This window comes from Bacteroides sp. (genome assembly GCF_028690125.1).
Classification (GTDB): domain Bacteria; phylum Bacteroidota; class Bacteroidia; order Bacteroidales; family Bacteroidaceae; genus Bacteroides.
Genome location: NZ_JAQVBV010000006.1, coordinates 58,592 through 84,409 on the forward strand (window position 1 = coordinate 58,592; position 25,818 = coordinate 84,409).

General features: G+C 36.5%; 24 protein-coding genes and 1 pseudogene. 14 read left to right on the top strand and 11 right to left on the bottom strand.

Going from position 1 to position 25,818, the window contains the following annotated elements; all coding sequences use genetic code 11:
• The first annotated feature begins 30 nt into the window (after positions 1-30).
• The 3 genes from gcvT to PHO71_RS05660 all read left to right on the top strand — a co-directional run bounded on the left by gcvT (position 31) and on the right by PHO71_RS05660 (position 4,086).
• Positions 31-1,116 (top strand): glycine cleavage system aminomethyltransferase GcvT, encoded by a 1,086-nt coding sequence (gcvT, locus tag PHO71_RS05650; protein WP_300200171.1) that lies wholly within the window; start codon positions 31-33, stop codon positions 1,114-1,116.
• A 227-nt stretch (positions 1,117-1,343) separates the two neighbouring features.
• Entirely contained in the window at positions 1,344-3,605 is a 2,262-nt protein-coding gene (locus PHO71_RS05655) for a cation:proton antiporter (protein ID WP_300200173.1), read from the top strand.
• A 55-nt stretch (positions 3,606-3,660) separates the two neighbouring features.
• Positions 3,661-4,086: an HIT family protein gene (locus PHO71_RS05660; RefSeq protein ID WP_300200176.1), complete on the top strand. Its 426-nt coding sequence runs from the start codon at positions 3,661-3,663 to the stop codon at positions 4,084-4,086.
• Positions 4,087-4,232: 146 nt separating this feature from the next.
• Here PHO71_RS05660 and PHO71_RS05665 read toward each other — a convergent pair whose 3' ends face one another.
• The 4 genes from PHO71_RS05665 to PHO71_RS05680 all read right to left on the bottom strand — a co-directional run bounded on the left by PHO71_RS05665 (position 4,233) and on the right by PHO71_RS05680 (position 6,518).
• Entirely contained in the window at positions 4,233-4,655 is a 423-nt protein-coding gene (locus tag PHO71_RS05665; protein ID WP_300200178.1) for an RNA-binding S4 domain-containing protein, read from the bottom strand.
• Positions 4,656-4,694: 39 nt separating this feature from the next.
• Positions 4,695-5,261 carry an aminoacyl-tRNA hydrolase gene (gene pth, locus PHO71_RS05670; RefSeq protein ID WP_300200509.1) on the bottom strand — a complete coding sequence of 189 codons (567 nt, stop codon included), beginning with the start codon at positions 5,259-5,261 and terminating at the stop codon, positions 4,695-4,697.
• 137 nt (positions 5,262-5,398) lie between these two features.
• Positions 5,399-5,989, bottom strand: a complete 591-nt coding sequence (locus tag PHO71_RS05675) for a 50S ribosomal protein L25/general stress protein Ctc (protein ID WP_300200181.1) — start codon at positions 5,987-5,989, stop codon at positions 5,399-5,401.
• Positions 5,990-6,125: 136 nt separating this feature from the next.
• On the bottom strand, positions 6,126-6,518 hold the full coding sequence (locus PHO71_RS05680) for a PUR family DNA/RNA-binding protein (RefSeq protein ID WP_300200184.1): 393 nt from the start codon (positions 6,516-6,518) through the stop codon (positions 6,126-6,128).
• A gap of 168 nt (positions 6,519-6,686) precedes the next feature.
• Between PHO71_RS05680 and nusB the strand changes: the two genes are divergently transcribed.
• From nusB to PHO71_RS05710, 6 genes are all read left to right on the top strand, one after another.
• Positions 6,687-7,613 carry a transcription antitermination factor NusB gene (gene nusB, locus PHO71_RS05685; RefSeq protein ID WP_300200187.1) on the top strand — a complete coding sequence of 309 codons (927 nt, stop codon included), beginning with the start codon at positions 6,687-6,689 and terminating at the stop codon, positions 7,611-7,613.
• A 41-nt stretch (positions 7,614-7,654) separates the two neighbouring features.
• Positions 7,655-7,975 (top strand): preprotein translocase subunit YajC, encoded by a 321-nt coding sequence (gene yajC / locus PHO71_RS05690; protein WP_300200190.1) that lies wholly within the window; start codon positions 7,655-7,657, stop codon positions 7,973-7,975.
• 21 nt (positions 7,976-7,996) lie between these two features.
• Entirely contained in the window at positions 7,997-9,010 is a 1,014-nt protein-coding gene (locus tag PHO71_RS05695) for a YbbR-like domain-containing protein (protein WP_300200193.1), read from the top strand.
• Positions 9,000-9,617, top strand: a complete 618-nt coding sequence (gene coaE / locus PHO71_RS05700; protein ID WP_300200196.1) for a dephospho-CoA kinase — start codon at positions 9,000-9,002, stop codon at positions 9,615-9,617. Before PHO71_RS05695 ends, coaE begins: the two co-directional genes overlap by 11 nt.
• A 20-nt stretch (positions 9,618-9,637) precedes the next feature.
• Positions 9,638-10,069 carry a DUF5606 domain-containing protein gene (locus PHO71_RS05705; RefSeq protein ID WP_300200197.1) on the top strand — a complete coding sequence of 144 codons (432 nt, stop codon included), beginning with the start codon at positions 9,638-9,640 and terminating at the stop codon, positions 10,067-10,069.
• Positions 10,070-10,545: 476 nt separating this feature from the next.
• Complete coding sequence (locus tag PHO71_RS05710; protein ID WP_300200200.1) at positions 10,546-10,788, top strand: hypothetical protein; 243 nt, start codon at positions 10,546-10,548, stop codon at positions 10,786-10,788.
• A 59-nt stretch (positions 10,789-10,847) separates the two neighbouring features.
• On the opposite strand, the gene clpB is transcribed toward PHO71_RS05710, so the two are convergent.
• Positions 10,848-13,436 (bottom strand): ATP-dependent chaperone ClpB, encoded by a 2,589-nt coding sequence (clpB, locus tag PHO71_RS05715; RefSeq protein WP_300200203.1) that lies wholly within the window; start codon positions 13,434-13,436, stop codon positions 10,848-10,850.
• A gap of 383 nt (positions 13,437-13,819) precedes the next feature.
• On the opposite strand from clpB, the gene PHO71_RS05720 reads away from it, so the two are divergent.
• From PHO71_RS05720 to PHO71_RS05735, 4 genes and pseudogenes are all read left to right on the top strand, one after another.
• Complete coding sequence (locus PHO71_RS05720; protein ID WP_300200206.1) at positions 13,820-14,407, top strand: DUF6621 family protein; 588 nt, start codon at positions 13,820-13,822, stop codon at positions 14,405-14,407.
• An 18-nt stretch (positions 14,408-14,425) separates the two neighbouring features.
• Positions 14,426-15,322: a LysR family transcriptional regulator gene (locus tag PHO71_RS05725; protein WP_300200209.1), complete on the top strand. Its 897-nt coding sequence runs from the start codon at positions 14,426-14,428 to the stop codon at positions 15,320-15,322.
• A gap of 167 nt (positions 15,323-15,489) precedes the next feature.
• Positions 15,490-15,864, top strand: a pseudogene (locus PHO71_RS05730) (YccF domain-containing protein).
• 121 nt (positions 15,865-15,985) lie between these two features.
• The gene (locus PHO71_RS05735; RefSeq protein ID WP_300200212.1) at positions 15,986-16,978 is read left to right on the top strand and encodes a putative sulfate exporter family transporter; all 993 of its coding nucleotides are present in this window, start codon (positions 15,986-15,988) and stop codon (positions 16,976-16,978) included.
• A 66-nt stretch (positions 16,979-17,044) separates the two neighbouring features.
• Here PHO71_RS05735 and PHO71_RS05740 read toward each other — a convergent pair whose 3' ends face one another.
• The 5 genes from PHO71_RS05740 to PHO71_RS05760 all read right to left on the bottom strand — a co-directional run bounded on the left by PHO71_RS05740 (position 17,045) and on the right by PHO71_RS05760 (position 23,515).
• Entirely contained in the window at positions 17,045-18,841 is a 1,797-nt protein-coding gene (locus PHO71_RS05740) for a helix-turn-helix domain-containing protein (protein ID WP_300200215.1), read from the bottom strand.
• A gap of 515 nt (positions 18,842-19,356) precedes the next feature.
• Entirely contained in the window at positions 19,357-20,391 is a 1,035-nt protein-coding gene (gene recA, locus PHO71_RS05745; protein WP_300200218.1) for a recombinase RecA, read from the bottom strand.
• 25 nt (positions 20,392-20,416) lie between these two features.
• A complete protein-coding gene (gene bcp, locus PHO71_RS05750) occupies positions 20,417-20,869 on the bottom strand; it encodes a thioredoxin-dependent thiol peroxidase (RefSeq protein ID WP_300200221.1) in 453 nt (150 codons plus the stop codon).
• A 70-nt stretch (positions 20,870-20,939) separates the two neighbouring features.
• Positions 20,940-22,133, bottom strand: coding sequence for a saccharopine dehydrogenase family protein (locus PHO71_RS05755; protein WP_300200224.1), 1,194 nt, complete (start codon positions 22,131-22,133; stop codon positions 20,940-20,942).
• Positions 22,134-22,228: 95 nt separating this feature from the next.
• A complete protein-coding gene (locus tag PHO71_RS05760) occupies positions 22,229-23,515 on the bottom strand; it encodes a hypothetical protein (protein WP_300200227.1) in 1,287 nt (428 codons plus the stop codon).
• 143 nt (positions 23,516-23,658) lie between these two features.
• Here PHO71_RS05760 and PHO71_RS05765 point away from each other — a divergent pair, with 143 nt between their 5' ends.
• On the top strand, positions 23,659-24,447 hold the full coding sequence (locus PHO71_RS05765; RefSeq protein WP_300200230.1) for an META domain-containing protein: 789 nt from the start codon (positions 23,659-23,661) through the stop codon (positions 24,445-24,447).
• Between the two features lie 85 nt (positions 24,448-24,532).
• Here the strand turns inward: PHO71_RS05765 and PHO71_RS05770 are convergent, their stop codons facing one another.
• Entirely contained in the window at positions 24,533-25,789 is a 1,257-nt protein-coding gene (locus PHO71_RS05770) for a DUF3472 domain-containing protein (RefSeq protein ID WP_300200233.1), read from the bottom strand.
• Positions 25,790-25,818 lie beyond the last annotated feature (29 nt).

A 25,818-nucleotide genomic window follows, 5' to 3' on the forward strand; every position in this document is an offset into this window, starting at 1 on the left:
TGAAAATACCTAATTCTTAAAATAATATCCATGAAAACCACTCCGTTTACAGAGAAACATATTGCACTTGGTGCTAAAATGCATGAATTTGCAGGTTATAATATGCCTATCGAATATTCCGGCATCATTGACGAACATTTGGCTGTTTGCAATGCTATCGGTGTATTTGATGTATCCCATATGGGAGAATTTTGGGTGAAAGGTCCTCATGCGTTGGCTTTTCTTCAGAAAGTGACTTCAAATAATGTGGCGACACTTACTCCGGGTAAAATACAATATACCTGTTTTCCAAACGAGGAAGGAGGAATTGTAGATGACTTGTTGGTATATCATTACGAACCCGAAAAATACTTGTTGGTAGTGAATGCAGCCAATATTGAAAAGGATTGGAATTGGTGTGTTTCTCATAACACGGAAGGAGCAGAATTGGAAAATTCATCGGACCACATGGCACAGCTTGCCGTGCAAGGTCCAAAGGCTATCCTTGCTTTGCAGAAACTGACTGATATTGATTTGTCTGCTATACCTTACTATACCTTTGCAGTAGGTAAATTTGCAGGAGAAGATAATGTGATTATTTCCAATACTGGATATACCGGTGCAGGTGGTTTCGAACTTTATTTTTATCCGGAAGTAGCTGATAAAATATGGAAAGCTGTTTTCGAAGCCGGTGAAGAATTAGGTATTAAACCTGTGGGGTTGGGTGCGCGTGATACTCTTCGTCTAGAAATGGGATTCTGTCTTTATGGTAATGATTTGGACGATACAACTTCTCCAATAGAAGCCGGCTTAGGATGGATAACCAAGTTTGTGGATGGCAAGGATTTTATCAATCGTCCGATGTTGGAGAAACAAAAAGCAGAAGGAGTTACCCGCAAATTGGTCGGTTTTGAGATGGTCGATCGTGGAATTCCCCGTCACGGCTATGAATTGATCGATGAAGAGGGAGAGAAGATAGGAGTGGTAACTTCCGGAACGATGTCACCTATCCGTAAGATTGGTATCGGTATGGGATATGTAAAACCGGAATATGGTAAAGCCGGAACCGAAATTTATATTGATATGCGTGGACGTAAATTGAAAGCAATAGTAGTGAAGCCACCATTTAGAAAATAAACATTATAGCTGATATAATAAAGAGTAGACGCAGGTGACGTAAATGATACGGATTTATTAGATTTAAGAAATTTATATAAAAGCCTGTTATTTGCGTCATTTGCATTTTGATGTATATGATTCTATATTCTGTTTTACATTCTAATATTCATTAATACTAAATATCTCCTTAAATGTTGTTTATACCATAGATTTATTTTAATTTTGTCAGCAAATAAGATAAATCGATGTCTCAATTACCTACACTTATAGCTGATCTGGCACTGATATTAATCTGTGCGGGTATCATGACCTTACTATTCAAAAAGTTAAAGCAACCTTTGGTGTTGGGGTATGTAGTGGCTGGCTTTCTGGCAAGTCCTCATATGCCATATACGCCTTCGGTAATGGATACTGCTAACATCAAGATTTGGGCGGATATAGGTGTTATCTTCTTATTGTTTGCACTCGGATTGGAGTTTAGTTTTAAAAAAATCGTTAAAGTAGGAGGTTCTGCTATCATTGCTGCTTGTACTATCATCTTTTGCATGATTTTAGTGGGCATAGGTGTCGGTATGGGCTTTGGCTGGCATCGTATGGATTGCCTGTTTTTGGGCGGTATGATTGCTATGTCCTCTACTACAATTATTTATAAAGCCTTTGATGATCTGGGATTAAGAAAAAAACAGTTTACCGGACTTGTCCTAAGTATTTTGATTCTGGAAGATATTCTTGCCATTGTATTAATGGTGATGCTTTCTACTATGGCTGTAAGTCATAACTTTGAAGGGACTGAAATGCTCGAAAGTATTGGTAAATTATTGTTCTTTCTCATCTTATGGTTTGTTGTTGGCATCTACCTGATTCCTGAATTTCTGAAACGTTGCCGGAAATTGATGGGAGAGGAGACATTATTGATTGTGTCCTTGGCACTTTGTTTCGGAATGGTTGTAATGGCTGCTCATACAGGATTCTCAGCTGCATTTGGGGCATTCATTATGGGGTCAATTTTGGCTGAAACGATTGAAGCTGAATCCATAGATCGTTTAGTAAAACCGGTGAAAGATCTTTTCGGAGCTATTTTCTTTGTGTCGGTAGGTATGATGGTGAATCCTGCAATGATTGTGGAGTATGCCATTCCAATTATAGTAATAACGATTGCCGTAATTCTTGGACAGGCTACGTTTGGCACATTTGGAGTGGTCCTTTCCGGAAAACCTTTGAAGACAGCTATGCAGTGCGGTTTTAGTTTAACACAGATTGGTGAGTTTGCTTTTATTATCGCTTCTTTAGGAGTGTCACTTCATGTGACGAGTGAATTTCTGTATCCTATAGTTGTAGCTGTTTCTGTTATTACTACTTTCCTTACTCCCTATATGATTCGTTTGGCAGAACCGGCTTCTACTTTTGTGGATGCTCATCTTCCCGCTTCCTGGAGGAAGATGTTGTTACGTTATTCTAACGGTTCTCAGACGGCAATGAATCATGAGAATCTTTGGAAGAAATTATTATTGGCAATGGTACGAATCACTGTAGTTTATTCAATTGTCAGTATATCTATTATTGCTCTTTCTTTCCGTTTTGTAGTGCCATTCTTTAGAGAGAATTTACCTCCATTATGGGCTTCATTGCTTGGTGCGGCATTTATAATTCTTTTTATTTCACCTTTTTTGCGTGCAATTATGGTGAAGAAAAACCATTCTGTAGAATTTATGACTTTATGGCATGATAGTCGGGCAAATCGCGCACCATTAGTCTCTACAATAGTTATCCGAATTATGATAGCGGCATTATTTGTCATCTTTGTCATATCAGGATTATTCAAGGCTTCCATCGGATTAGTAATCGGTGCTGCCGTATTAGTGGTATTATTGATGGTATGGTCACGTCGTCTGAAAAAACAATCGATCTTAATCGAACGACGCTTCTTTCAAAATCTGCGCTCCAGAGAGGTCCGTGCTGAGTATTTGGGGGAGAAAAAACCTGAGTATGCCGGACGTTTATTATCTCATGATTTGCATCTTGCCGATTTGGAAATTCCCGGAGAATCATCTTGGGCTGGAAAGACTTTGATGGAATTGAATTTGGGGAAAAGATACGGAGTCCATGTTGCTTCTATCCTTCGGGGAAAGAGAAGAATTAATATTCCCGGTGGCGTCGAGCGTTTATTCCCATTGGATAAAATACAAGTGATAGGGACGGATGAAGAACTGAACAAATTCAGTGAAGATATGCAGAATGGTGCGAAGATTGACTGGGAAGTATATGAGCAGAGTGAAATGAGTTTGAAACAGTTTATTATTGATGCTGATTCTATTTTCTTACACAAAACTATTCGCACGTCAGGTATTCGGGATAAGTATAGGTGTATGATTGTGGGCGTGGAACGGGAGAATGGAAATTTGGTGGCACCAGACGTGAATATGCCTTTTGAGGAAGGTGACGTAGTATGGGTAGTTGGTGAAAAAGAAGACGTGTACCAATTAATTAATCAAAAAGATGAGAAATAACAAGTAGGATAAAGGTTGAAAAGCTACTTTTGTCAAAACATAAAATAATAATATCATGAAAAGCGATTCGAAAGAATGTCTGTATTGTCAGAATAATGAAACGCAGCATAATCTAATGATTGAGATTGCGCAGTTAAGTGTGTCAAGGGTGTTTTTATTTAAGGAACAAACCTATAGAGGGCGTTGTCTTGTAGCCTACAAAAACCATGTGAACGACTTAAATGAGTTGAGTGATGAAGAACGTAATGCTTTTATGGCAGATGTGGTACGGGTAACTCTTGCTATGCAAAAAGCTTTCCAGCCGGAAAAAATAAATTATGGCGCTTATTCTGATAAGTTATCTCATTTACATTTTCATTTGGTTCCGAAATATGTAGACGGACCGGATTATGGGAGCACATTCCAAATGAATCCGGGTAAAGTCTATCTGACAGATATTGAGTATCGGGAATTAATTGAGGCTGTGAAAGTAAATTTGTAGTTTTGATTTGTAAATAGAGAAGAGGTTGTTGTTCTCCTTATTTGTTTTTTAAATGTGAATAACAGGGATAGAGATGAATGTTTTTTCAATCATTCTATCCCTGTAAATATTTGCTTAGATTTAGTATTCTGTGTTTGGAAGATAGTTTAATCTTCACTATCAAAATCAAATTCAAAATCAAAGTTATCCATAAATTCTGGAGTTGTAAATTCTTCCAGACTACGGCGATCTTTCTTTGTTGGACGACCTGTTCCATGGGCACGATCCACAAATCCGCTAATCTTGCTCATCTCTAATAATTCATACTGATCGGGAGTTGTTACATTTTCCATCATTTCCGGTACGAGCTTTGCACCGACACGTTTTTCGATAGTCTGTAATACTTTAAAGGAATAAGTGATAGGCGGTTTTCTTACTTGTATCACATCACCCGGTTTTACCATACGGGCGGCTTTTATCTGTGATCCATTCATGGTAACACGACCTTTTTTGCAGGCTTCAGCTGCAATTGTACGTGTTTTGAAAATACGTACAGCCCACATCCATTTATCTATTCTTGCTTCAGCCATAATATTAATTACAAATTAAAAGTTCTATGGACCAGGCAACTATTTCTTGTTGAACTGATTCATAGTAATATTGATTCCTGCAAGACAGAAGCTCTTGATAATTTCTCCTGCAGTTTCCAGACGTTCATCCATTGTTTTCCAATCTTCATCGGCAAAGTGTCCAAGTACATAATCCACTTGTCCTCCACGAGGAAAATCATTTCCGATTCCAAACCGAAGACGAGCATAGTCTTGTGTTCCTAAAGTTGCCGCAATATGTTTCAGCCCGTTGTGTCCTGCATCACTTCCTTTACCTTTTAAGCGTAAGGTACCGAAAGGTAGAGCCAAATCATCCACTATTACCAATACATTTTCCAATGGAATGTTTTCTTTCTGCATCCAGTAACGTAAAGCTAATCCGCTCAGGTTCATGAAAGTTGAAGGTTTAAGGAGGATTAGTTGGCGACCTTTGATAGAGAAGCTTGTGGTAAAACCATAACGTCCGTCGATAAAAGGAGGAGCATTGTTGATTCTAGCCATTGCATCTACAGTCATAAATCCGATGTTGTGTCGGGTTTCATGATATTCGGGGCCAATATTTCCCAAACCAACAATTAGATATTTTATCATTCTTTTTTTGAAGAAAAAAGGTTCTTAACTATATAAGAGAAACGCAGATTAACACAAACTAATGCAGACTGAACATCTGCTTTAATCTGCATTAATCTGCGTTTCAGTATATCTCTTTATGGGATAATCTCTAATTACTTGCCTGCTGTAGCTGCTGCACCTCTTGCTGCACGAGTCAATTTAACAGCACATACAACAGCTTCTTTAGCGCTAATCAGCTCAAGACCTTCAAAGCTCAGTTCACCAACTTTCACAGTTTTACCCAAACCTAAGTGAGAAACGTTGATAGTAAGCTTTTCAGGGATAATGTTGTATAACGCTTTCACTTTAATTTTACGCATCTGCAAAGCCAATTTACCACCGGCTTTCACACCTTCTGCAAGCCCCTCTAATTGTACCGGAACTTCCATTAAGATAGGTTTAGCTTCATCAATCTGATAGAAGTCTACGTGCAGGATAGTATCCTTTACCGGGTGAAATTGGATATCTTTCAGGATAGCGTTTACTTTTTTGCCATCGATATCCAAATCTATTACATAGATATGCGGAGTATAAACCAAATTACGAAGACCATCGTTAGTTACTTTGAAGTGAATCACTTCATTACCTCCGTAAAGTACACAAGGTACATCACCATTCTTGCGAATTTCTTTCAAAGCTCTTGCTTGTTCCGAAGAGCGTTCTGCAATTGTTCTTGCAGTTCCTTTTACTTCAATTGATTTCATTTCTTAAAAAATTGTGTTACTCTAAATTAAGTTAGTTTGCTTAATTCACCATCACACGATGTGGATTATCACACGATGTTGCAAAAAAGCGGTGCAAAAGTACAGTTTTTTTTTGAAATATCAAAGAGTTACCCTCTTAAAAGTCAATGTCAATTTTAATTTCATCGTTCAGCTTCTCGTCTTTTGCATCTTCTAAAAGAATTTTTTGCTGTTCTGATTCATCCAATAAACAATCAGAATCACTTGTCTTATTAAGATTGATGAAGTCGATAGCTTGTGTCAATCCTGACATGAACTTTTCAAAATCCTCTTTATATAAAAAGATTTTGTGCTTCTCAAAACTAATCTGAGAATCATCTCCTTCTCCCATTATCACTTTTTTGCTTTCCGTGATAGCCAGGAACATCTCATCTTTACGGTTTTTCTTTACGTCGAGGTAGTAAATACGTTTACCTGCTTTAATTGATTTGGAGAATACGATCTCCTTATCATTCATGTCTGCGCCCATTTTCTTTTTTAAATCTTCCATATCTTTCGGTACGTTTATAATCGGCTTCAAATTTGGATATTTTTTTTAAACTGTCAAAAGAAAAAGAGCAGAGAATGAAATACTGCATTAAAAAATGTGATTTATTAGTGGAAACTCATTAAAAATATCTACTTTTGCAGTTCGATAACAACAGTATTAAATTGAATTATGATCAACAGAGTTCTTATTCGTCTTAAGATTATACAGATCGTGTATGCCTATTATCAGAATGGTAGCAAAAATCTAGACTCAGCGGAGAAAGAGTTATTCTTTAGTCTTTCAAAGGCGTATGACCTTTACAACTATTTGCTAATGCTGATGATAGCATTAACAGAGTATGCACAAAAACGTATTGATACGGCAAAAGCAAAACTAGCACCTACTAGAGAAGAATTGTATCCTAACATGAAGTTTGTAGAAAACAAGTTTATTTCACAACTGGAAGTCAATAAACAACTGACAGAGTTTATAACCAATCAAAAAAGGACATGGGCTAATGATCAGGACTTCATTAAAGAGCTGTACGAGAAAATTGTAGAATCCGATATTTATAAAGATTATATGACTTCCGACGATAAATCTTACGAAGCCGACCGTGAAGTATGGAGAAAACTTTATAAGACATACATTTTTAATAATGAATCGCTCGATCAGGTTTTGGAAGACCAGAGTCTCTATTGGAATGATGATAAAGAAATAGTTGATACATTTGTCTTGAAAACAATTAAACGTTTTGAAGAGAAAAAAGGTGCTAGCCAAGAGTTGCTTCCTGAATTTAAGGATGACGAAGATCAGGAATTTGCGCGTCGTTTGTTCCGTCGTACTATTTTGAATTCAGATTATTATCGCCATCTCATTAGTGAAAATACAAAGAATTGGGATTTAGATCGTATTGCATTTATGGATATTATCACTATGCAAACTGCTTTAGCCGAAATTCTAAGTTTTCCGAACATTCCGGTCAGTGTTTCGTTAAATGAATATGTAGAGATTGCGAAGTTGTACAGCACAGCGAAGAGCGGTAGCTTTATCAATGGAACTCTTGATGGAATAGTTAATCAATTGAAAAAAGAAGGTAAATTGAGTAAAAACTAATACCTTTGTCCATATAATAGAAACTAAAAAACTGATTATTTATGAACTTATTGACTGTATTTATGCAAGCTCCCGTTTCGGCAGGAGGTGGAAGTATGATGTGGATCATGCTGATAGCAATGTTTGTTATTATGTACTTCTTTATGATTCGTCCTCAAAATAAGAAGCAGAAAGAAATAGCTAACTTCCGTAAATCTCTTCAGGTGAATCAGCAAGTGATTACTGCTGGTGGTATTCACGGAACAATTAAAGAGATTAATGATGATCATGTAGTCCTTGAGATTGCTCCTAGCGTAAAGATTAAAATAGATAAGAACTCTATTTTTGCTGATGCTTCGGCTGCTACTAATCAGCCTAAATAATAGGCTAGTAACTAAATGCCTATGTTAGATCGTAGGGAAATACGATATACATATTTAAAGCAATCTAAGAAAATTAAGGACCTCCTGCTTAGTGATAAGAGTAGGGAGTTCTTAATTTTTTTATTTTTCTTCCTGATAGCGGGTGGATTTTGGTTGCTTCAGACATTGAACAATGACTATGAAGCAGAATTCTCGATTCCGGTTCGGGTAAAAGATGTGCCCAATAATGTAGTGTTTACTTTGGAACCTCCATCCGAACTTCGTGTTCGGGTGAAAGATAAAGGAACCGTACTTTTAAATTATATGTTAGGGAAAAGTTTTTTTCCGGTTAATCTGAATTTTACAGATTATAAAGGGAAAAATAATCATGTAAAGATTCCGGCATCCGAATTTGAGAAAAAGATTTTCAGTCAGTTAAGTGCTTCTTCTAAAATTCTTTCGGTAAAACCTGATACATTGGATTACATCTATTCAACAGGTAAATCTAAAGCAGTCCCTGTGCGTTTTCAGGGAAATGTAACAGCCAGTCTCCAATATTATGTTTCAGATACGATTTATAGTCCCGATTCTGTATTGGCTTATGCTCCGGCGGGAATTTTGGATACAGTAATGGCTGCTTACACTCAGGATGTGGATCTGGAAAATATTTCAGATACCATTAGGCGTCAAGTTTCTTTGGCTTCCGTGAAAGGGGTGAAGTTTGTTCCTAATATAGTTGAACTGACTTTTCCGGTAGATATTTATACTGAAAAAACAGTCGAAGTTCCATTACATGGAGTCAATTTTCCGGCAGATAAAGTGTTAAGGGCCTTTCCTTCTAAGGTTCAGATTACTTTTAAAGTGGGAATGAAACGTTTCCTAAGTGTGAAAGCAAGCGATTTTGTAATAAGTGTTTCTTATGAGGAGTTACTAAAATTGGGTTCCGATAAATATACCGTTAAGCTAAAGTCGTTTCCTCGTGGAGTCAGCCAGATACGTATTGTGCCTGAGCAAGTTGATTTTTTGATTGAACAAGTTTCTTCTGATGGCAATTAAAATAGGTATTACCGGTGGTATAGGTAGTGGAAAAAGTGTGGTCTCCAGATTGTTGGAAGTAATGGGGATTCCTGTTTATATTTCAGATGTGGAAGCAAAGCGGATTACACTGACTGATGAGGTGGTGCGTCGTAGACTTAGTGTGCTGGTCGGAGAGGATATTTATCAAAATGGAGAATTAAACCGTACTTTGTTGGCATCTTATATGTTCGGAAATCCTGAGCATATAAAGAATGTAAATGGAATAATACACCCTCAGGTAAAAGAAGATTTTCGTCGGTGGAGTAGATGCTTTAGTACTGATAAAATTATTGGTATGGAGTCTGCTATTTTAGTCGAGGCCGGATTTAAAAGTGAAGTAGATTTCCTGATAATGGTATATGCACCATTAGAGATGAGGATAGAACGTGCCATTAAGCGTGATTGCTCATCGAAAGAATTGATAATGAAACGTATTCAGGCACAAATGAGTGATGAGCTAAAGCGAGAACAAGCTGATTTCTTAATTCTGAATGATGGTGAAATGCCTCTAATTCCGCAGGTTTTGGAGCTAATTTCTTTGCTTTCTAAAAATAATCATTACCTTTGCTCCGCAAAAAATAATTAATAAACAAAAGAATATATACTATGTTGAAGACTATCTTGTCCATCTCCGGAAAACCGGGATTGTACAAACTTATTTCGCAAGGAAAAAATATGTTGATTGTAGAATCAATCAGTGCTGATAAAAAACGTTTTCCCGCTTATGGTAATGAGAAAATTATTTCTTTGGGAGATATAGCAATGTACACTGATGATGCAGAAGTTCCTTTGTGCAATGTATTGGATGCAATGAAAATTAAAGAAAATGCGGCAGTCACTGCTCTTGACCCTAAGAAAGCTACTCCTGAACAATTGCGTGATTATCTGGCGGAAGTATTGCCGGACTTCGATCGTGATCGTGTATATGTAGCAGATATTAAAAAATTGATTTCTTGGTACAATCTTTTGATAACAAATGGTATCACAGAATTTAAGGCAGAAACAGAGGCTGAAAAAGAAGAAGCTACTGCTGAGTAATCTGTTGTATTTAGATAAAAAGTTAAAGCGTGATAATCATGTAATGTGATTATCACGCTTTTAGTTTTTTAAAGATGTATTTTCAAACAAAAGGTTGATTCTGCTGTTCTTTGGGTAATCTTGTCTTTGCATGAATATTTTCGGGTTTCTTTAGTCAAGAACCACTGTTTTTATTTATCTTTGTTGCTGTCCATGTATGCTGAGGTGTCAGTCATGGATATAGATAAGAATAAAGAATAAAAGCGTTTTTGGAATATTATTCTATACCTGGAATCTGGACAATTTCATGCTATTCAGGAATAATGAGACAGACGCTCATGCTCTGCTGTATATGCAAATATATAGTATTGAGCGTGGGCTGTTGTACATTATTTGAATAGCGGCAGTCCAGAGCCCCAAGTATGATAATTGCAGCAGTTCCCACGCTTTTTTATATTAAAGGCCTTCAAAGGGAGCTGGAAGGTAAGATACAGAGTATGCGGACAATAACTAATAAAGGGGTATGTGTCTCTCTTGATAATGGGACTTTATATGTGAGTGGCTTGTTGGTAGACACAATGCTATTTTTGTATGACTCTCAAGGAGAGCTATGTGGAAAATGTAAATTTATATTGCCTTCCATCACCTTAACTATTCCCAAGAAAGGTGCTTATGTTTTAGTGATGAGTCATCCTAATTGTCAGTCGGAAGTTAGAAGAATTATATATTCCGGGATATAAAAAAATGCCGATAAATCTTTGGGAGATATACCGGCTATTTTTATAAGATCATATAAATTTTAGTTTCGGAAGATTAGTCTGTCGCCACCGGAATCGACAATGATGGCTTTGCTGCGATCTACTTCCTGAGACAATAATTTCTTTGATAAGTCGTTTAGTAAGTAGCGTTGGATAGCTCTTTTGACCGGGCGGGCGCCAAATTCAGGATCATAACCTACCTTAGATAAAAAATCCAAGGCAGTATCTGTCATTTGTAGTTTTACTCCGTTTTCGGCAAGCATCTTTTGCACACCCTTAATTTGCAAGAGTACGATTTGCTTAATTTCCGGTTCTGTCAGCGGCAAAAACATAATCGTTTCGTCAATACGGTTTAGGAATTCCGGACGAATGTTCTTTTTCAACATATTCATCACTTCCTTTTTTGTCTCTTCGATTACCTCTTCCTTATTCGAACCATTCAATTTTTCCATTTGACTCTGGATATAGGAACTTCCCATATTTGAAGTCATGATAATGATGGTATTTTTGAAATTAACAACTCTGCCTTTGTTATCAGTCAGTCGTCCGTCATCTAATACCTGCAAGAGAATATTGAATACATCCGGATGTGCTTTTTCAATCTCATCAAACAGCACAACAGAGTAAGGCTTTCTACGAATCGCTTCAGTAAGCTGCCCTCCTTCATCATATCCAACGTATCCCGGAGGCGCTCCGACCAAACGTGAAACACTATGTTTCTCCTGATATTCACTCATATCAATACGAGTCATCATCGACTCGTCATCGAATAAGAATTCAGCCAATGCCTTAGCAAGTTCTGTTTTACCAACACCTGTTGTTCCGAGGAAGATAAACGAACCAATTGGACGTTTCGGATCTTGTAATCCGGCACGACTTCGACGTACAGCGTCTGCAACAGCTTCAATGGCTTCATCCTGACCAATTACCCGTTGGTGAAGTTCTTCTTCCAAATGCAGTAATTTATCTTTTTCACTTTGCATCATCTTGCTTACAGGGATACCTGTCCAACGTGAAACAACATCAGCAATATCTTCGGCATCTACTTCTTCTTTAATCATTGCCTTGTCACCTTGCATATCGTGCAACTTTTCCTGAGTATCTTCTATCTCTTTATTCAGTTCCTGAAGCTTACCATAGCGAATTTCGGCTACCTTACCATAATCTCCTTCCCGTTCGGCTTTATCAGCTTCGAATTTCAGATTCTCTATCTGAATTTTGTTTTGTTGAATTTTGTCCATCAACGTCTTTTCACTCTGCCATTTTGCTTTGTGAGACTTCTCCTGTTCTTTCAGTTCAGCCAATTCCTTGCCAATTATTTCAAGTTTCGGTTTGTCATTTTCTCGTTTGATGGCTTCGCGTTCAATTTCCAATTGTTTGATTTTACGTGAAATTTCATCCAATTCTTCTGGGACAGAATTAACTTCCATACGCAATTTAGCTGCTGCTTCGTCCATAAGATCAATTGCTTTATCCGGCAAGAAACGATCTGTAATATATCGACTACTCAATTCTACTGCTGCAATGATAGCATCATCTTTAATACGTACCTGATGGTGATTTTCGTAACGTTCTTTTAAACCACGCAGAATAGAAATTGTGCTTAAATTATCAGGTTCGTCTACCTGTACGATCTGGAAGCGGCGTTCTAAAGCTTTATCTTTTTCAAAATACTTCTGATATTCATCTAAAGTGGTTGCTCCAATTGAACGTAGTTCTCCACGTGCCAAAGCCGGTTTTAGTATATTGGCAGCATCCATTGCTCCTTCGCCTTTTCCGGCACCTACCAGGGTATGAATCTCATCAATAAACAAAATAATATCTCCTTCTGATCTCTTAACTTCATTGACTACTGATTTCAGTCGTTCTTCAAATTCACCTTTATATTTGGCACCAGCTACCAGCGCTCCCATGTCTAATGAGTAAACCTGTTTGTTTTTCAGGTTTTCAGGAACGTCACCTCTGAGAATACGATGTGCTAATCCTTCTACAATAGCTGTTTTACCTGTTCCTGGTTCTCCGATCAGTATCGGATTATTTTTAGTACGCCGACTTAATATCTGAAGTACCCGGCGGATTTCATCATCACGACCTATCACCGGGTCTAACTTACCGCTACGGGCAGCTTCATTAAGATTAATAGCGTATTTTTCCAATGATTGATAAGTGTCTTCACTGGATTGCGATGTTACTTTTTCTCCCTTTCTCAGTTCATTAATGGCATTGCCTAGTTCGTCTACTGTCATTCCTGCATCTTTCAGGATAGTGGAAACGGTACTTTTTACTTTTAGCAATGCCAATATAATATGTTCTAAAGAAACGAACTCATCACCCATTTCTTTTGAATACTGTGTAGCTTTTTGTAGTACTTCGTTAGATTCGCGGCTCAAGTATGGTTCTCCACCGGATACTTTGGGTAATGAATCAATTTGTTTATCTACTACAATAGCTATTTGCTGTCCATTCATCCCTAGTTTTTGGAAGATAAAGTTGGTAACGTTTTCGCCTACTTTCATCACTCCATATAAGAGGTGTACAGGTTCAATGACTTGTTGCCCTCGATTTTGTACAAGGTTTACTGCTTCTTGTACTGCTTCTTGAGATTTGATGGTAAAATTGTTAAAATTCATATTGTTGTTCTCCTTTCTTTTTCATGTTACTAATAACACATTAAACGGCGCAAAAGATTTGCCAAGTAGAAAAATGCGACAAAATATCATTTGTTATTAGAAGTTTAAAGACAAAATGACTTCTTTTAACTGGATGATGCTGACGAATTTGCTACAATATGTTACTAATATAGTTAGAGCGTTTTTACTAATTATTTGTTTCCAGACGTATATGTAGGACATACCGAGACGTACGAGTGGGTAATCCCGATATGTACGTTTGGGTAATACCTAGATGTACGTCTGAGGCAATCTGTTATTTAATGAGAGAAAATGAATCTTCTAGGGCTTAGATATAAAAGTAATGTAGTATCTTTATCCGCATTATTAATATAGTAATGTATATGACTGATAAACCTCAAATAAAGCTTTCGGAAACTGTAGTATTAATAGATGCTGCTTTTTTGAATTTTGTGATTATGGATATGAAAGGGTATTTTGAAAAGACTTTGCAACGTTCATTGCAAGAAATTGATCTTTCGATGCTGACTACCTATTTTACTTTAGATGCGGGAATTGTTGAAGGAAAGAATGAGGTACAATTTCTTTTTGTTTATGATAAAGATTCTGCTATGCTGCAACATTGTCAGCCCTCTAATTTAAAGAATGAATTGAATGGAGTCGCTTTTCAAAGTCCATATGGAGAATATTCATTTGCCAGTGTTCCTTCGGAAGGAATGGTTTCCAGAGAAAATTTGTTTTTAGATCTGTTGTCTATTATCTCCGATTCGACAGATGTTAAGAAAATGATCGTGATCTCTTTCAATGAAGAGTATGGAGATAAAGTAACAATGGCTCTAAATGAAATAAAGCAGAAAGAGGTAATCCAGTTCCGTATGAATGAACCGGAAACACCTGTAGAATATGAGTGGGATATGTTGGCTTTTCCTATTATGCAAGCATTAGGAATTAAAGCTGATGAATTACAATAATACTTAAAAAATAGTCCAGTGTCCGATTTTCGTCTAAAAGTTTTTCAGTGTGTAGCGAAGAATTTAAGTTTTACGAAGGCTTCGCAAGAACTGTTTATCAGCCAGCCTGCAATTACTAAACATATTCAGGAACTCGAGAATTATTATCAGGCACGTTTGTTTGAACGGCAAGGAAATAAAATCTCATTGACAGAAGCCGGAGAATTATTATTGAAACACAGCGAGAAGATTCTAGATGATTATAAGAAATTGGAATATGAAATGCATTTATTGCATAATGCATTTATTGGTGAATTACGGTTAGGGGCTAGTACAACGATTGCACAGTATGTTCTTCCTCCTTTATTAGCTAATTTTATTTCTCAGTTTCCTCAGATCAATCTATCTCTTTATAATGGGAATTCACGAGGGGTAGAGGTTGCTTTGCAAGAACATCGCATTGATTTAGGATTAGTGGAGGGTATTTTTCGTTTGCCTAATTTGAAATATACACTTTTTTTGCAGGATGAACTGGTAGCAGTCGTCCCCAATAATAGCAGTTTGGTAAAATCAGATGAAATAACTCCCGAAGACTTGTTGAATATCCCTTTGGTTCTACGAGAAAGAGGATCGGGCACATTGGATGTGTTTGAACGTGCTTTATTGAAACATAATCTTAAACTTTCTTCCTTAAATGTTCTTATGTATCTTGGTAGTACAGAAAGTATCAAGCTTTTTCTGGAACATACGGATTGTATGGGAATTGTTTCTATTCGTTCAATACATAAAGAACTTGTTGCGGGTAGTTTGCGTGTTATTGAAATACAAAAAATGGCGATGCATCGTGAATTTAATTTTGTTCAGTCGCAGGGGCAAGAAGGAGGATTGTCGCAGGTCTTTATGCGATTTGTGGCACATCATAGTAAAAATCTGTAGTTAGCTTTCAATTACTCATGTTTTATATGTTATGTTGCTAGCCTAAGTATTTTAGAATAAATGATGGCTTGAATTGCTTCGAGGGATTATATGTTTGTATATTTCTCTATCAAATTGTTTATATGTGAGTTGATGTATAAATAACTTTAGAAAAATAAAGAAAAGATATGGGTTGTTTAATGAATATTTTATGGTTATTACTTGGTGGCATTTTCACTGCAATAGAATATCTTATTGCAAGTATGCTGATGATGCTTACAATTATTGGAATTCCTTTTGGTATGCAGACATTGAAGTTGGCGGCACTTGCACTATGTCCTTTCGGAAAGGAGGTGCGGAGTAGAGAACGTTCAGATGGTTGTCTTTACGTAATGATGAATATTATATGGATATTTTAGGGAGGTATCTGGATATGTCTTTCACATTTAGTATTTGGTGCTATCTTGTGTATTACTATCATTGGTATTCCATTTGCTTTGCAACATTTTAAGTTAGCTTCGTTAGCATTGACCCCTTTTGGAAAAGAAATTGTAGATGCGTAAGTCTAGCGAAACTTACTTTCTCTCTATAACTAAATATTATACCACATAATAAGAAACGATTAGTCTGTCTGAATCATTTGCCGTACCTTTGCATCCGGATAATAAATTAAAGGTAAAAAATATGATTTCAACAGCTATAAAAACATTACAGGCAAAGAATAAGATAATTTATGTTGCTCTGCTTTCGGTTTTAACTTTTTTTCTGTTTTTAGATTATATTCCCGGTTTGCAAGCTTGGTCGGTATGGGTAACTCCTCCGGTTGCTTTGTTTCTTGGACTTGTATTTGCACTGACCTGTGGACAGGCTCATCCAAAATTTAACAAGAAAACTTCTAAATATCTGTTGCAGTATTCAGTTGTCGGACTGGGATTCGGGATGAATTTGCACTCTGCCTTAGCTTCTGGTAAGGAAGGAATGGAATTTACTGTTATTTCTGTGGTTGGAACTTTGGCTATTGGTTGGTTTATTGGGCGTAAGCTTTTCAAAATAGATAGGAATACATCCTATCTGATAAGTTCAGGTACAGCTATTTGTGGCGGTAGTGCTATTGCAGCCGTTGGTCCAGTATTGGGAGCAAAAGATAGTGAAATGTCTGTTGCGTTAGGAACTATTTTTATTCTGAATGCTATTGCACTCTTTGTCTTTCCGATGATCGGACATGCATTAAATATGGATCAGCAACAATTTGGTACATGGGCGGCAATTGCTATACATGATACTAGTTCTGTGGTTGGTGCAGGTGCTGCTTATGGCGAAGAAGCTTTGAAGGTAGCTACCACTATCAAACTGACTCGTGCTCTTTGGATTATTCCTATGGCATTTGCTACTTCATTTATCTTTAAAAGTAAAGGACAGAAAATTAGTATTCCATGGTTTATTTTCTTTTTTGTTTTGGCTATGGTTGTGAATACTTATTTATTAAACGAGGTTCCGGCATTGGGAGCTACTATCAATGGAATTGCCCGTAAAACACTAACGATTACAATGTTCTTTATTGGGGCTTCTCTTTCTTTGGATGTGTTGAAAGCTGTTGGCGTCAAACCACTTGTGCAAGGAATATTATTATGGGTCGTTATCAGTTTAAGTACACTTGCTTATATCTATTTCGTATAAAAGTCACTTGTTATAGTAAAAAATAAGAGGTCATTCTAGTCATTTTGGAAGGACCTCTTGCTATTCTCATCCTATTCTGTTTCTAAGATATCTCGTTGGAGAAACATGATAGAACTCTTTGAATCTTTTTCCAAAATATTTTGCATCACAATAACCTAACATAGTAGATATTTCACCAATACTGTAACATTGTTCTAGCAAGTAAGCTCTTGCTTTTGCCATTTTATAAGCTAACATATAGTCTGCTGGTGGGTTTCCTGTAATATCTTTCATTTTATTATAAAATCCAGTACGACTCATACCCATATCTAAACTTAACATATCGACTGTATATTTTTCAGATGAAAGATTTTCTTCAAGAAACTTTTCTACCTTTTTTATGAACTGAGCGTTTTCATCATCTTTGACAATATCTTCAGGATGATTGGCTAAAGTGGTATCTGACAATAGTTCTTTCATTTTGCTTTGTTGAGCAATCCGATTCTTTATTAGAATCTGGATGTCAGCTTGAAGTATGTAAATACTTACTGTACGTGCTTCTAATCTATCTGCTCCACTATTGATATGAGTGAAATAGTTTTCGCTATTGTTCTTATTTAGTAATAAAATGATTGGAGTATTGGACATTTCGGCATTCGATTTTATCTGGCTGCATAAATCATTTCCATATGTGCCATTGACTATCTCATCTATAATGATGGTATCGGGCCCTCGTTGGCAAACAAAAGAATATACCTTCTCTGGTTCTTCAAGAAGAGTTACTTGAGAAAAAGAAGAAAGTGCTTCACATAAATAATCGCTGTATTCTTTATCAGCCATCACTAATAAGATATGTGGAACTTTACAGGTTTTCGGAACCAATGGTATTTGTTCTATTGGGCTGATATCTACTGGGTATATCGCTTTATTGCTTTCTGTTTCGGACTTTTGGGTTACCTTGCATTTTTTCGTTTTGCAAAGATTGCGTATAGGAATGTAAACCTGAAAACTGATTATTTTTCCGTGTTTATTACCTTTCATTTTTCCACCGTGTAGATGTATTATCTTTCTGATACTTCGTAGGCTACCGCAACAGTATACTGGCAATGGTATTGAATTTAATGAAATTGTATTTTTATTATCTATTTGATGAAGAGGACAATTTGTTATTGTCAAGCTCCAGTAATCATTTAATTGTGAAACTATTATTTCTATGCGACCTTCGCAAGGAGTTGCGTCAATTATTTTGTGCAGAAGACATTGTAGTGCTACACTCAGAACAGTTTCATTCATCTGACATTTTAAATAGTTGAAATTCTTGCTGACTTCTAATTCTATCTGACGTGCATTTGCATATATGCGGCACTGATTGGTGACTGTATTTATAAAGGTATAAAGTTCAAATTCATTGTTTGAAATACCTAAATGTGTTTTTCCCTTTGTCTTATCCAATGTGATAATATTCTGATAACAGCCTATTACATGATTAGTATATCCGAGTATCTTTCCCATTTTATTAGATGTTGATTCGGATAATTCATTGGAGTCTATATCCTCTAATAATCTTTGTATTAGTGACAGCGGAGTTTGAGTCCTTTGAATAAGATTTAGTACAATTTCTAATTTCTCATGATAATGCAGCTTCTTGTTATGACTCATTCTGTGACGGGCCATTAAAGAAATTAGTAATGCAATGGTCACTCCTTCCAATGAGTAAGACCATGAAGCTTGCCATATTAATGGAGCCAAGATGGATTTTGAGTTTTCAGTTTGTTTTGTTGAATAATTAAAATGGTTGTTATCTTCTAATTGATGGGGGGAGTATATATAAGAAGAACTGGTTTGATGCGGATATAAAAATCCAGCGATAAATAATAGAAACATATACATAGGCCTCATGTAATAATTTAAATGAAAATTAAACAGCTTTCTTAGGGATAGATCATTTCCAGTGATATTTTGCTTAAATATAAAATATCCTTGTTAATAGCCTTCTCGATGCAAGTATAGAGCTTTTAATAGATCTCGATAGGGTATTATCTTTCAAAAAGTATGGGTAATATCTATCAATAAGTTTTTAAGTCGTTATTTAATACATCCTTTTAGTAAATATTCTAACTGAGTTGTAGATTGTAACTATGCTAATTGTTTTATATGATCGATCATATTTTCTTTTTGTTAGTATTGTTTATTCTGTTAAATGTTGTCGTTGGAAAATAAAGATGTTATTAGCCGGTAATATAATTTGAATGATGAGTAGAAATGTGGAAAAGGCTAAAAGAGAAAAGTTTTTGGGGGAGGAAAAAGATACTCAAAGAGCAAATAGGAAGGCTGTCTCTTAAAATGCAAGAGAGAGACAGCCTATAAAAGAATTTTTCTTACTCAAAATAGGCAACCGCTTATTTATGTTTCAGTGCTTCGAAAATCAACTTTTCCAGTTCTTCTGCTAGTTCTGGATTATCTGCGATACATTGTTTAGCTGCATCACGTCCTTGTCCTAACTTAGTGTCATTGTAGCTATACCATGAACCGCTTTTTTTGATAATTCCCAAATCAGAACCCAAGTCCACAATTTCACCAGAATGGGAGATACCTTCACCGAACATGATATCGAACTCTGCCTTGCGGAAAGGAGGTGCCACTTTGTTTTTCACAACTTTTACTTTAGTTAGTTTTCCGAGGATTTCTTCACCATCTTTAATTGGTTGGCCACCGCGGATATCAAGACGTACGGAAGCATAGAATTTTAGCGCGTTACCACCTGTCGTTGTTTCCGGATTGCCGAACATAACGCCAATCTTTTCACGAAGCTGGTTTATGAATACGCAAGTCGTGCGTGTTTTACTGACAGCAGCTGTCAATTTACGTAATGCTTGTGACATTAAGCGTGCCTGCAGACCTACTTTATTATCACCCATATCTCCTTCGATTTCGGATTTTGGAGTCAAGGCGGCAACAGAGTCAATTACGATGATGTCAATAGCAGAAGAGCGGATTAGCTGTTCGGCAATTTCCAATGCCTGTTCTCCGTTGTCCGGCTGAGAAATCCATAAATTATCAATATCAACGCCTAGTTTAGCAGCGTAGAAACGGTCGAAAGCATGTTCTGCATCAATAAAGGCAGCAATACCACCGGCTTTTTGTGCTTCGGCAATGGCATGAATAGCCAATGTGGTTTTACCGGAAGATTCCGGTCCATAGATTTCAATGATTCTACCTCTGGGGTATCCTCCTATGCCTAATGCCACGTTCAATGCAATAGAACCGGTAGAAATTACTTCTACTTGTTCAACGATTTCATCTCCCATTTTCATGATAGAGCCTTTCCCGAAGTTTTTCTCTATCTTTTCCATGGCAGCTTGTAAGGCTTTTAGTTTTTCGCTTGATGCCATTTTATTATCTGTTTCAAAATTAAGTTCGTCTTTTTTAGCCATACCTTATTATATAGTTAAATAAATTTTATTGATTTAATATCTGTGCGGCATGCTCTTTGGTTTTCACTTCTTTGGAAGTGATAATCCGTTCTATGATACCTTCTTCATCAATCAAAAAAGTGGTGCGGAATGCACCCATATAGGCACGTCCGTATAGCTTTTTCTCTCCCCATACACCAAATTCTTCTACCAATTTCTTATCAGTGTCAGCTATCAGAGTAAAAGGAAGATTATTTTTTTCAATGAATTTCTGGTGTGACTTTTCATTATCTACACTCACGCCGATTACTTCATAACCAGCTTTACGTAGTTCTGTATAATTGTCGCGCAGACTAGTAGCTTGCATCGTACAACCTGATGTATTGTCTTTCGGATAGAAGTATAATACAATCTTTTTCCCTTTGTAAGTACTTAAACGAATCTCTTCGCCTTTTTCATTGATACCTAAAAATTCCGGTGCTTTATCTCCTACATTCATAATTTAAATATTAGGATTTAAAAATAAAAAGGTTATTCTGCAATCATTCTTTATTCTTCGTTCTTCATTTTTACAGTTCCAGATCTTTATCGAATACCTCATGCCACGGTAACCCTTGTTTATTGAGCTGTTCCATGAACGGATCCGGATTGAACTCTTCTACATTGTTTACTCCCGGGCGCTTCCATTCTCCTTTGAAAAACATCATTGCCCCAATCATTGCCGGAACACCAGTGGTATAACTTACTCCCTGCATACCAGTTTCTTTATATGCTTCCTGATGGCTACAATTATTATAAACATAATATGTGCGCTCTTTTCCGTCTTTAATACCGCGTATACGGCAACCGATAGAAGTTTCGCCTTCGTAGTTTTCTCCCAAGTCCTGTGGGTTCGGTAATACGGCTTTTAAAAATTGGAGGGGTACAATTTTAGTTCCATTAAATTCGACCTCATCGATACGGGCCATACCGATATTCTGGATGACGCGTAAATGGGTTAAATACTCCTGTCCGAAAGTCATCCAGAAACGGGCACGTTTGATGGTTGGAAAGTTCTTAACCAATGACTCCAACTCTTCGTGATAGAGTAGGTATGAGTCACGCGGTCCGATGTTAGGATACGTCAAGTCTTTGTGAATTTCCAATGGACTGGTCGTTACCCATTTTCCACTTTCATAATAACGTCCGTTTTGAGTAATCTCACGGATATTGATTTCGGGATTGAAGTTAGTAGCAAATGCCTTATGATGATTTCCTGCATTACAGTCTACAATATCCAGATATTGAATTTCATCAAAATAATGTTTGGCAGCATATGCTGTATATATTCCACTTACACCCGGATCGAACCCACAACCCAGAATCGCAGTCAGTCCAGCTTCTCTGAAACGTTCATGATATGCCCACTGCCAGCTATATTCAAAATGAGCTTCATCTTTCGGTTCATAATTCGCAGTATCGAGATAGTTTACTCCTGCTTTCAAGCAAGCTTCCATAATAGTCAGATCTTGATAAGGAAGAGCAACATTGATAACCATTTCCGGTTTGAAATCATTGAAAAGTGTGACTAATTCGTCTACATTATCTGCATCGACTTTTTTCGTTTTTATATTGGGATTGCCTATTGCTTCAACAATTTTGTCACATTTTTCTTTTGTGCGACTGGCAATCATTATATCAGTAAATACCTCGGCATTTTGTGCCACTTTGTGTGCTACGACAGTGCCAACACCACCTGCACCAATAATAAGAACTCTACCCATTTCTTTAATTATGAATTAAAATTTAAGAATTAAGAATTGTTGATGGAGCAAATATACGGGATTATTTTCAGATAATCATTCGTAAGCATTGCTTTTTATTTGAAACGTTGTAAGGTGCCGTTTTCAAATTCCAATGTCATACTATTATAAAACCAAGTCTCGAAGCGGGTATCTTTTTTAAATCGTATTTCTACCGGATTGCCTATGGATAAACGGCATTCTTCTGCGTTCATTCCTTCTTCTAATTCGCCTCGGGAGATTATTGCCCAGCGTTCATTAGTGATGCCTGAATATTTTTGACGTATATCTCCAAAGCCGAAAATATCCTCAATATAATTTTCGTTTTTGATGATTATGTCATACTTAAGATCTACTTCTATTTGGTAAATTGCTCCATTTTCATCGTTCACTGATAGGATCGCTAATGTATTTGGAGCAGAGGAGGTTGCAATATCTTTTATATTTAAAATGGTATATCGAGGGATTTGTATCCGGGATTTCATAGGGCTGTTTTCAAATGAGGTAATCCTCTGTGCTTCTAGCATTTTTCTAGGATAGATAGTCAATCCTATATATTTGTTTTTTAATGCTTCGATATTATTTAAATTCTTATTAGTAAAGCTAATTGCATTAGAAAAGTATTTCATTTTTTTTTCTGCTTGGAAATTGTTTAAGTCCATACCAGAATTTGTCCGCGATAGAGCTAGTTCTAGATAATAAGAGTGCCCTTGATTATCTTTAAAGATAATTTTGACAGGGTATACTTGGTTACCAACTCCAACGGCAGTAATCGTTGCTTCCAAATTCGCAGGAATGGTTACATCCTGAAAACCTGAATAATTGTTTGCATCATCTATTCGTACGCTCTCAGATTGTATATATATTTTTCTTCCTACTAATAAGTCTTTAGCTGTGTCTACATCTTGTAAATATACCAATCCGTTGATACAAGCACGCGGATTCTTATCGCAAATTTCGTCTATTCGTATGTTTTTAAATTCATAATAATACTTTTTTCCTTCACAATCAAAAAGAAAACGTGTGGAATAGTTTGTCCCAAAAGATAATTCTTGAGATTTTTCTTCTGTACCTACAAACGTAAGTATTTTGTGTCTTAATATTTTGCTGTCTACTTCCTTTTCACTATCACATGAAGAAAGGATTGGTAAGAATTGATCACGTCCGGAAGGATTAAACATGAATTTTACTCCGGGAGTCCATTTACATATAAGTTGCAATGGAAAATTTTGCTTAATAAACTGCTTTTCGTCGCTAGTTGGAAGCTCTTGGTTGGCAGAGGTGGAGACAAGGTAATCATTTTGAGCTGCAATATTTGATATGCAACTGAAAAATAAAAGCAGAGTCAGTATGATTATTCTCATGGCTGTTTATTTTAAAATGAACTATGTAAATGTCCGTTTGTTTTATATTCAAAAGCAAATGTATGCATTTTATATTGTATTGAGTGATTTTTCTCAATCTTTTTGGTACCTTTGCCCACGATTTTAACTTAAACGTTATAAAAATGAAGAAAGTATTTGTTTCGATTTGCGTTGCAAGTGTAGCACTTGTAATGTCTTCATGCCGTTCAGTAGAAAAGGCACTTCCTATATCATCTATCAATGGTGAATGGAATATCATAGAAGTTAATGGTTCAAAAGTAGCTCCGGATGAAAGTAAAAATCTTCCGTTTATTGCATTTGATACGGCTACGGGCCGGATATCCGGTAATAGTGGCTGTAACCGTATGATGGGCAGTTTTGATGCAAATGCAAAACCAGGTAGCCTTGATCTTAAAGGAATGGCGAGTACTCGAATGATGTGTCCTGATATGACTACAGAAAATAATATTTTGAGTGCTTTGGGACAAGTGAAAGCATACAAGAAATCAGGTAAAAACAAGATGTATTTGTGTAATGCATCCAATCGTCCGATCGTAGTACTTGAAAAGAAAACGTCAGACGTGAAACTTTCAGTTCTGAGTGGTGAATGGAAAATTAAAGAAGTAAATGGCAAAGCAGTTCCTTCGGGAATGGAAAAACAACCTTTTTTGGCTTTTGATGTGAAGAAAAAAACAATTCATGGCAATGCCGGATGTAATTTGATGAATGGTGGTTTTGAAACAAATACTGATAATGCCAAATCTATTTCTTTCCCAGGAATAGCTACTACCATGATGGCTTGTCCTGATATGGAACTAGAAGGTAAAATATTGAAAGCGATGAATGAAGTAAAATCATTTGATGTATTATCTGGTGGAGGAATTGGATTGTATGATTCGAATGATGCGTTGGTTATTGTTCTAGAAAAATAAAAAAGATAAATAAAAGAAGAAAGGCTCATGTTATTTTGGTGACATGAGCCTTTCTTCTTTATATTATTGAATAGTCTGAGACTGATTATAGCTTATCTAACATTTCCCAATCTATTTCGGGTTCTTTGCCAGTCGGTTCACAATGGAATTTTGTTCCCATGGGAACGGATTCGTTGAAAAAACCACCCATTTTCAGGTAAAATTGATTTTCTTTTGCATTTCCTCCCTGATAATCTAATCGAACTTTTGCACTTGCTGTTGCATCGTGGGTGAATGTTGCTTCAGTTAGACGCGTCCACTTTCCTTCTTTACTTCGTGCCCACTGATTCCCAAAGAATACTTCACGTGATAGATATCCTTGTTCTGGGCTGAAATTCTCTAGGAAACTATGAGGATATTTGTACCATGTATTTGTCATTGGACGCAGGAAACTGGCTATAAGTCTCCAGCATTTTTCCTCTGTACCATAAAAATAAGCTGTATAGATTGTATTCCCGTTTCCGTCCGGTCTGACTTGCATTAAGAATTTATAAGTACTATCGGCTTTCCAAGGGTAATTCAGGTAACTTTGTCCACCGGAACCTTCATTCCCAAATTCTCCGATATTTACATCTTTACCTCGGCGTAACATTTTTATTCTCTGGTTTTCCGGAATCTTTTTAGGATCTTCTGTATCAAATGGACTCCATACAGAAAAAAGTATGCGTCGTTCTATTGGGGAATTGTATTGTATGCCGAAATATCCTTCGCTAAATCCGGTTACCATATAATAGCTATACATAATTTCACCTTTCTTCGGAACTGTAACTTCGTTATAAAACCATTCCGTATCTCCTTCCGGCAATGTATATCCTAAATGGACAGATGGACCGCGACGTCCCCAATACTCAGAGAAGTCTTTTATGTAATTGCTTTCTCCTGAGACATTGTCTACAATTAATTGTTGTATTTCACCAAATTCCTTACCTTCCCTTGATATACCTTGTAGATTGATTTGTATATAACCGGGTTGTAAGACGTTAATTCTTCCTACAGGGATTTTCGTAAATTCATTAGAATGGAGGTTTATTTTGAAAACCTTGTTTCCATAACTGACCTTAATTATAGAATGTCCTTTGGCGTACAATGACAAATCGGCTGTTGTCGGTTGATGTAGATAGAAGTAAATACTTGTAATACTTGCGGGATTTGTCCAGTTCGAAAGTCCGGCTTGTGTAATTTGGGCACCGTCGCTTTGAGTAGTTACATAACCATTACCTGCAACTCCGATTGTGAGTTGCTGATTTTGTGCAAATAATGCAGTACATATTAATGTAGCAAATAGACATAGTAAAGATTTCATTTTATTTTTGTTTTAGAATATGATGCTGC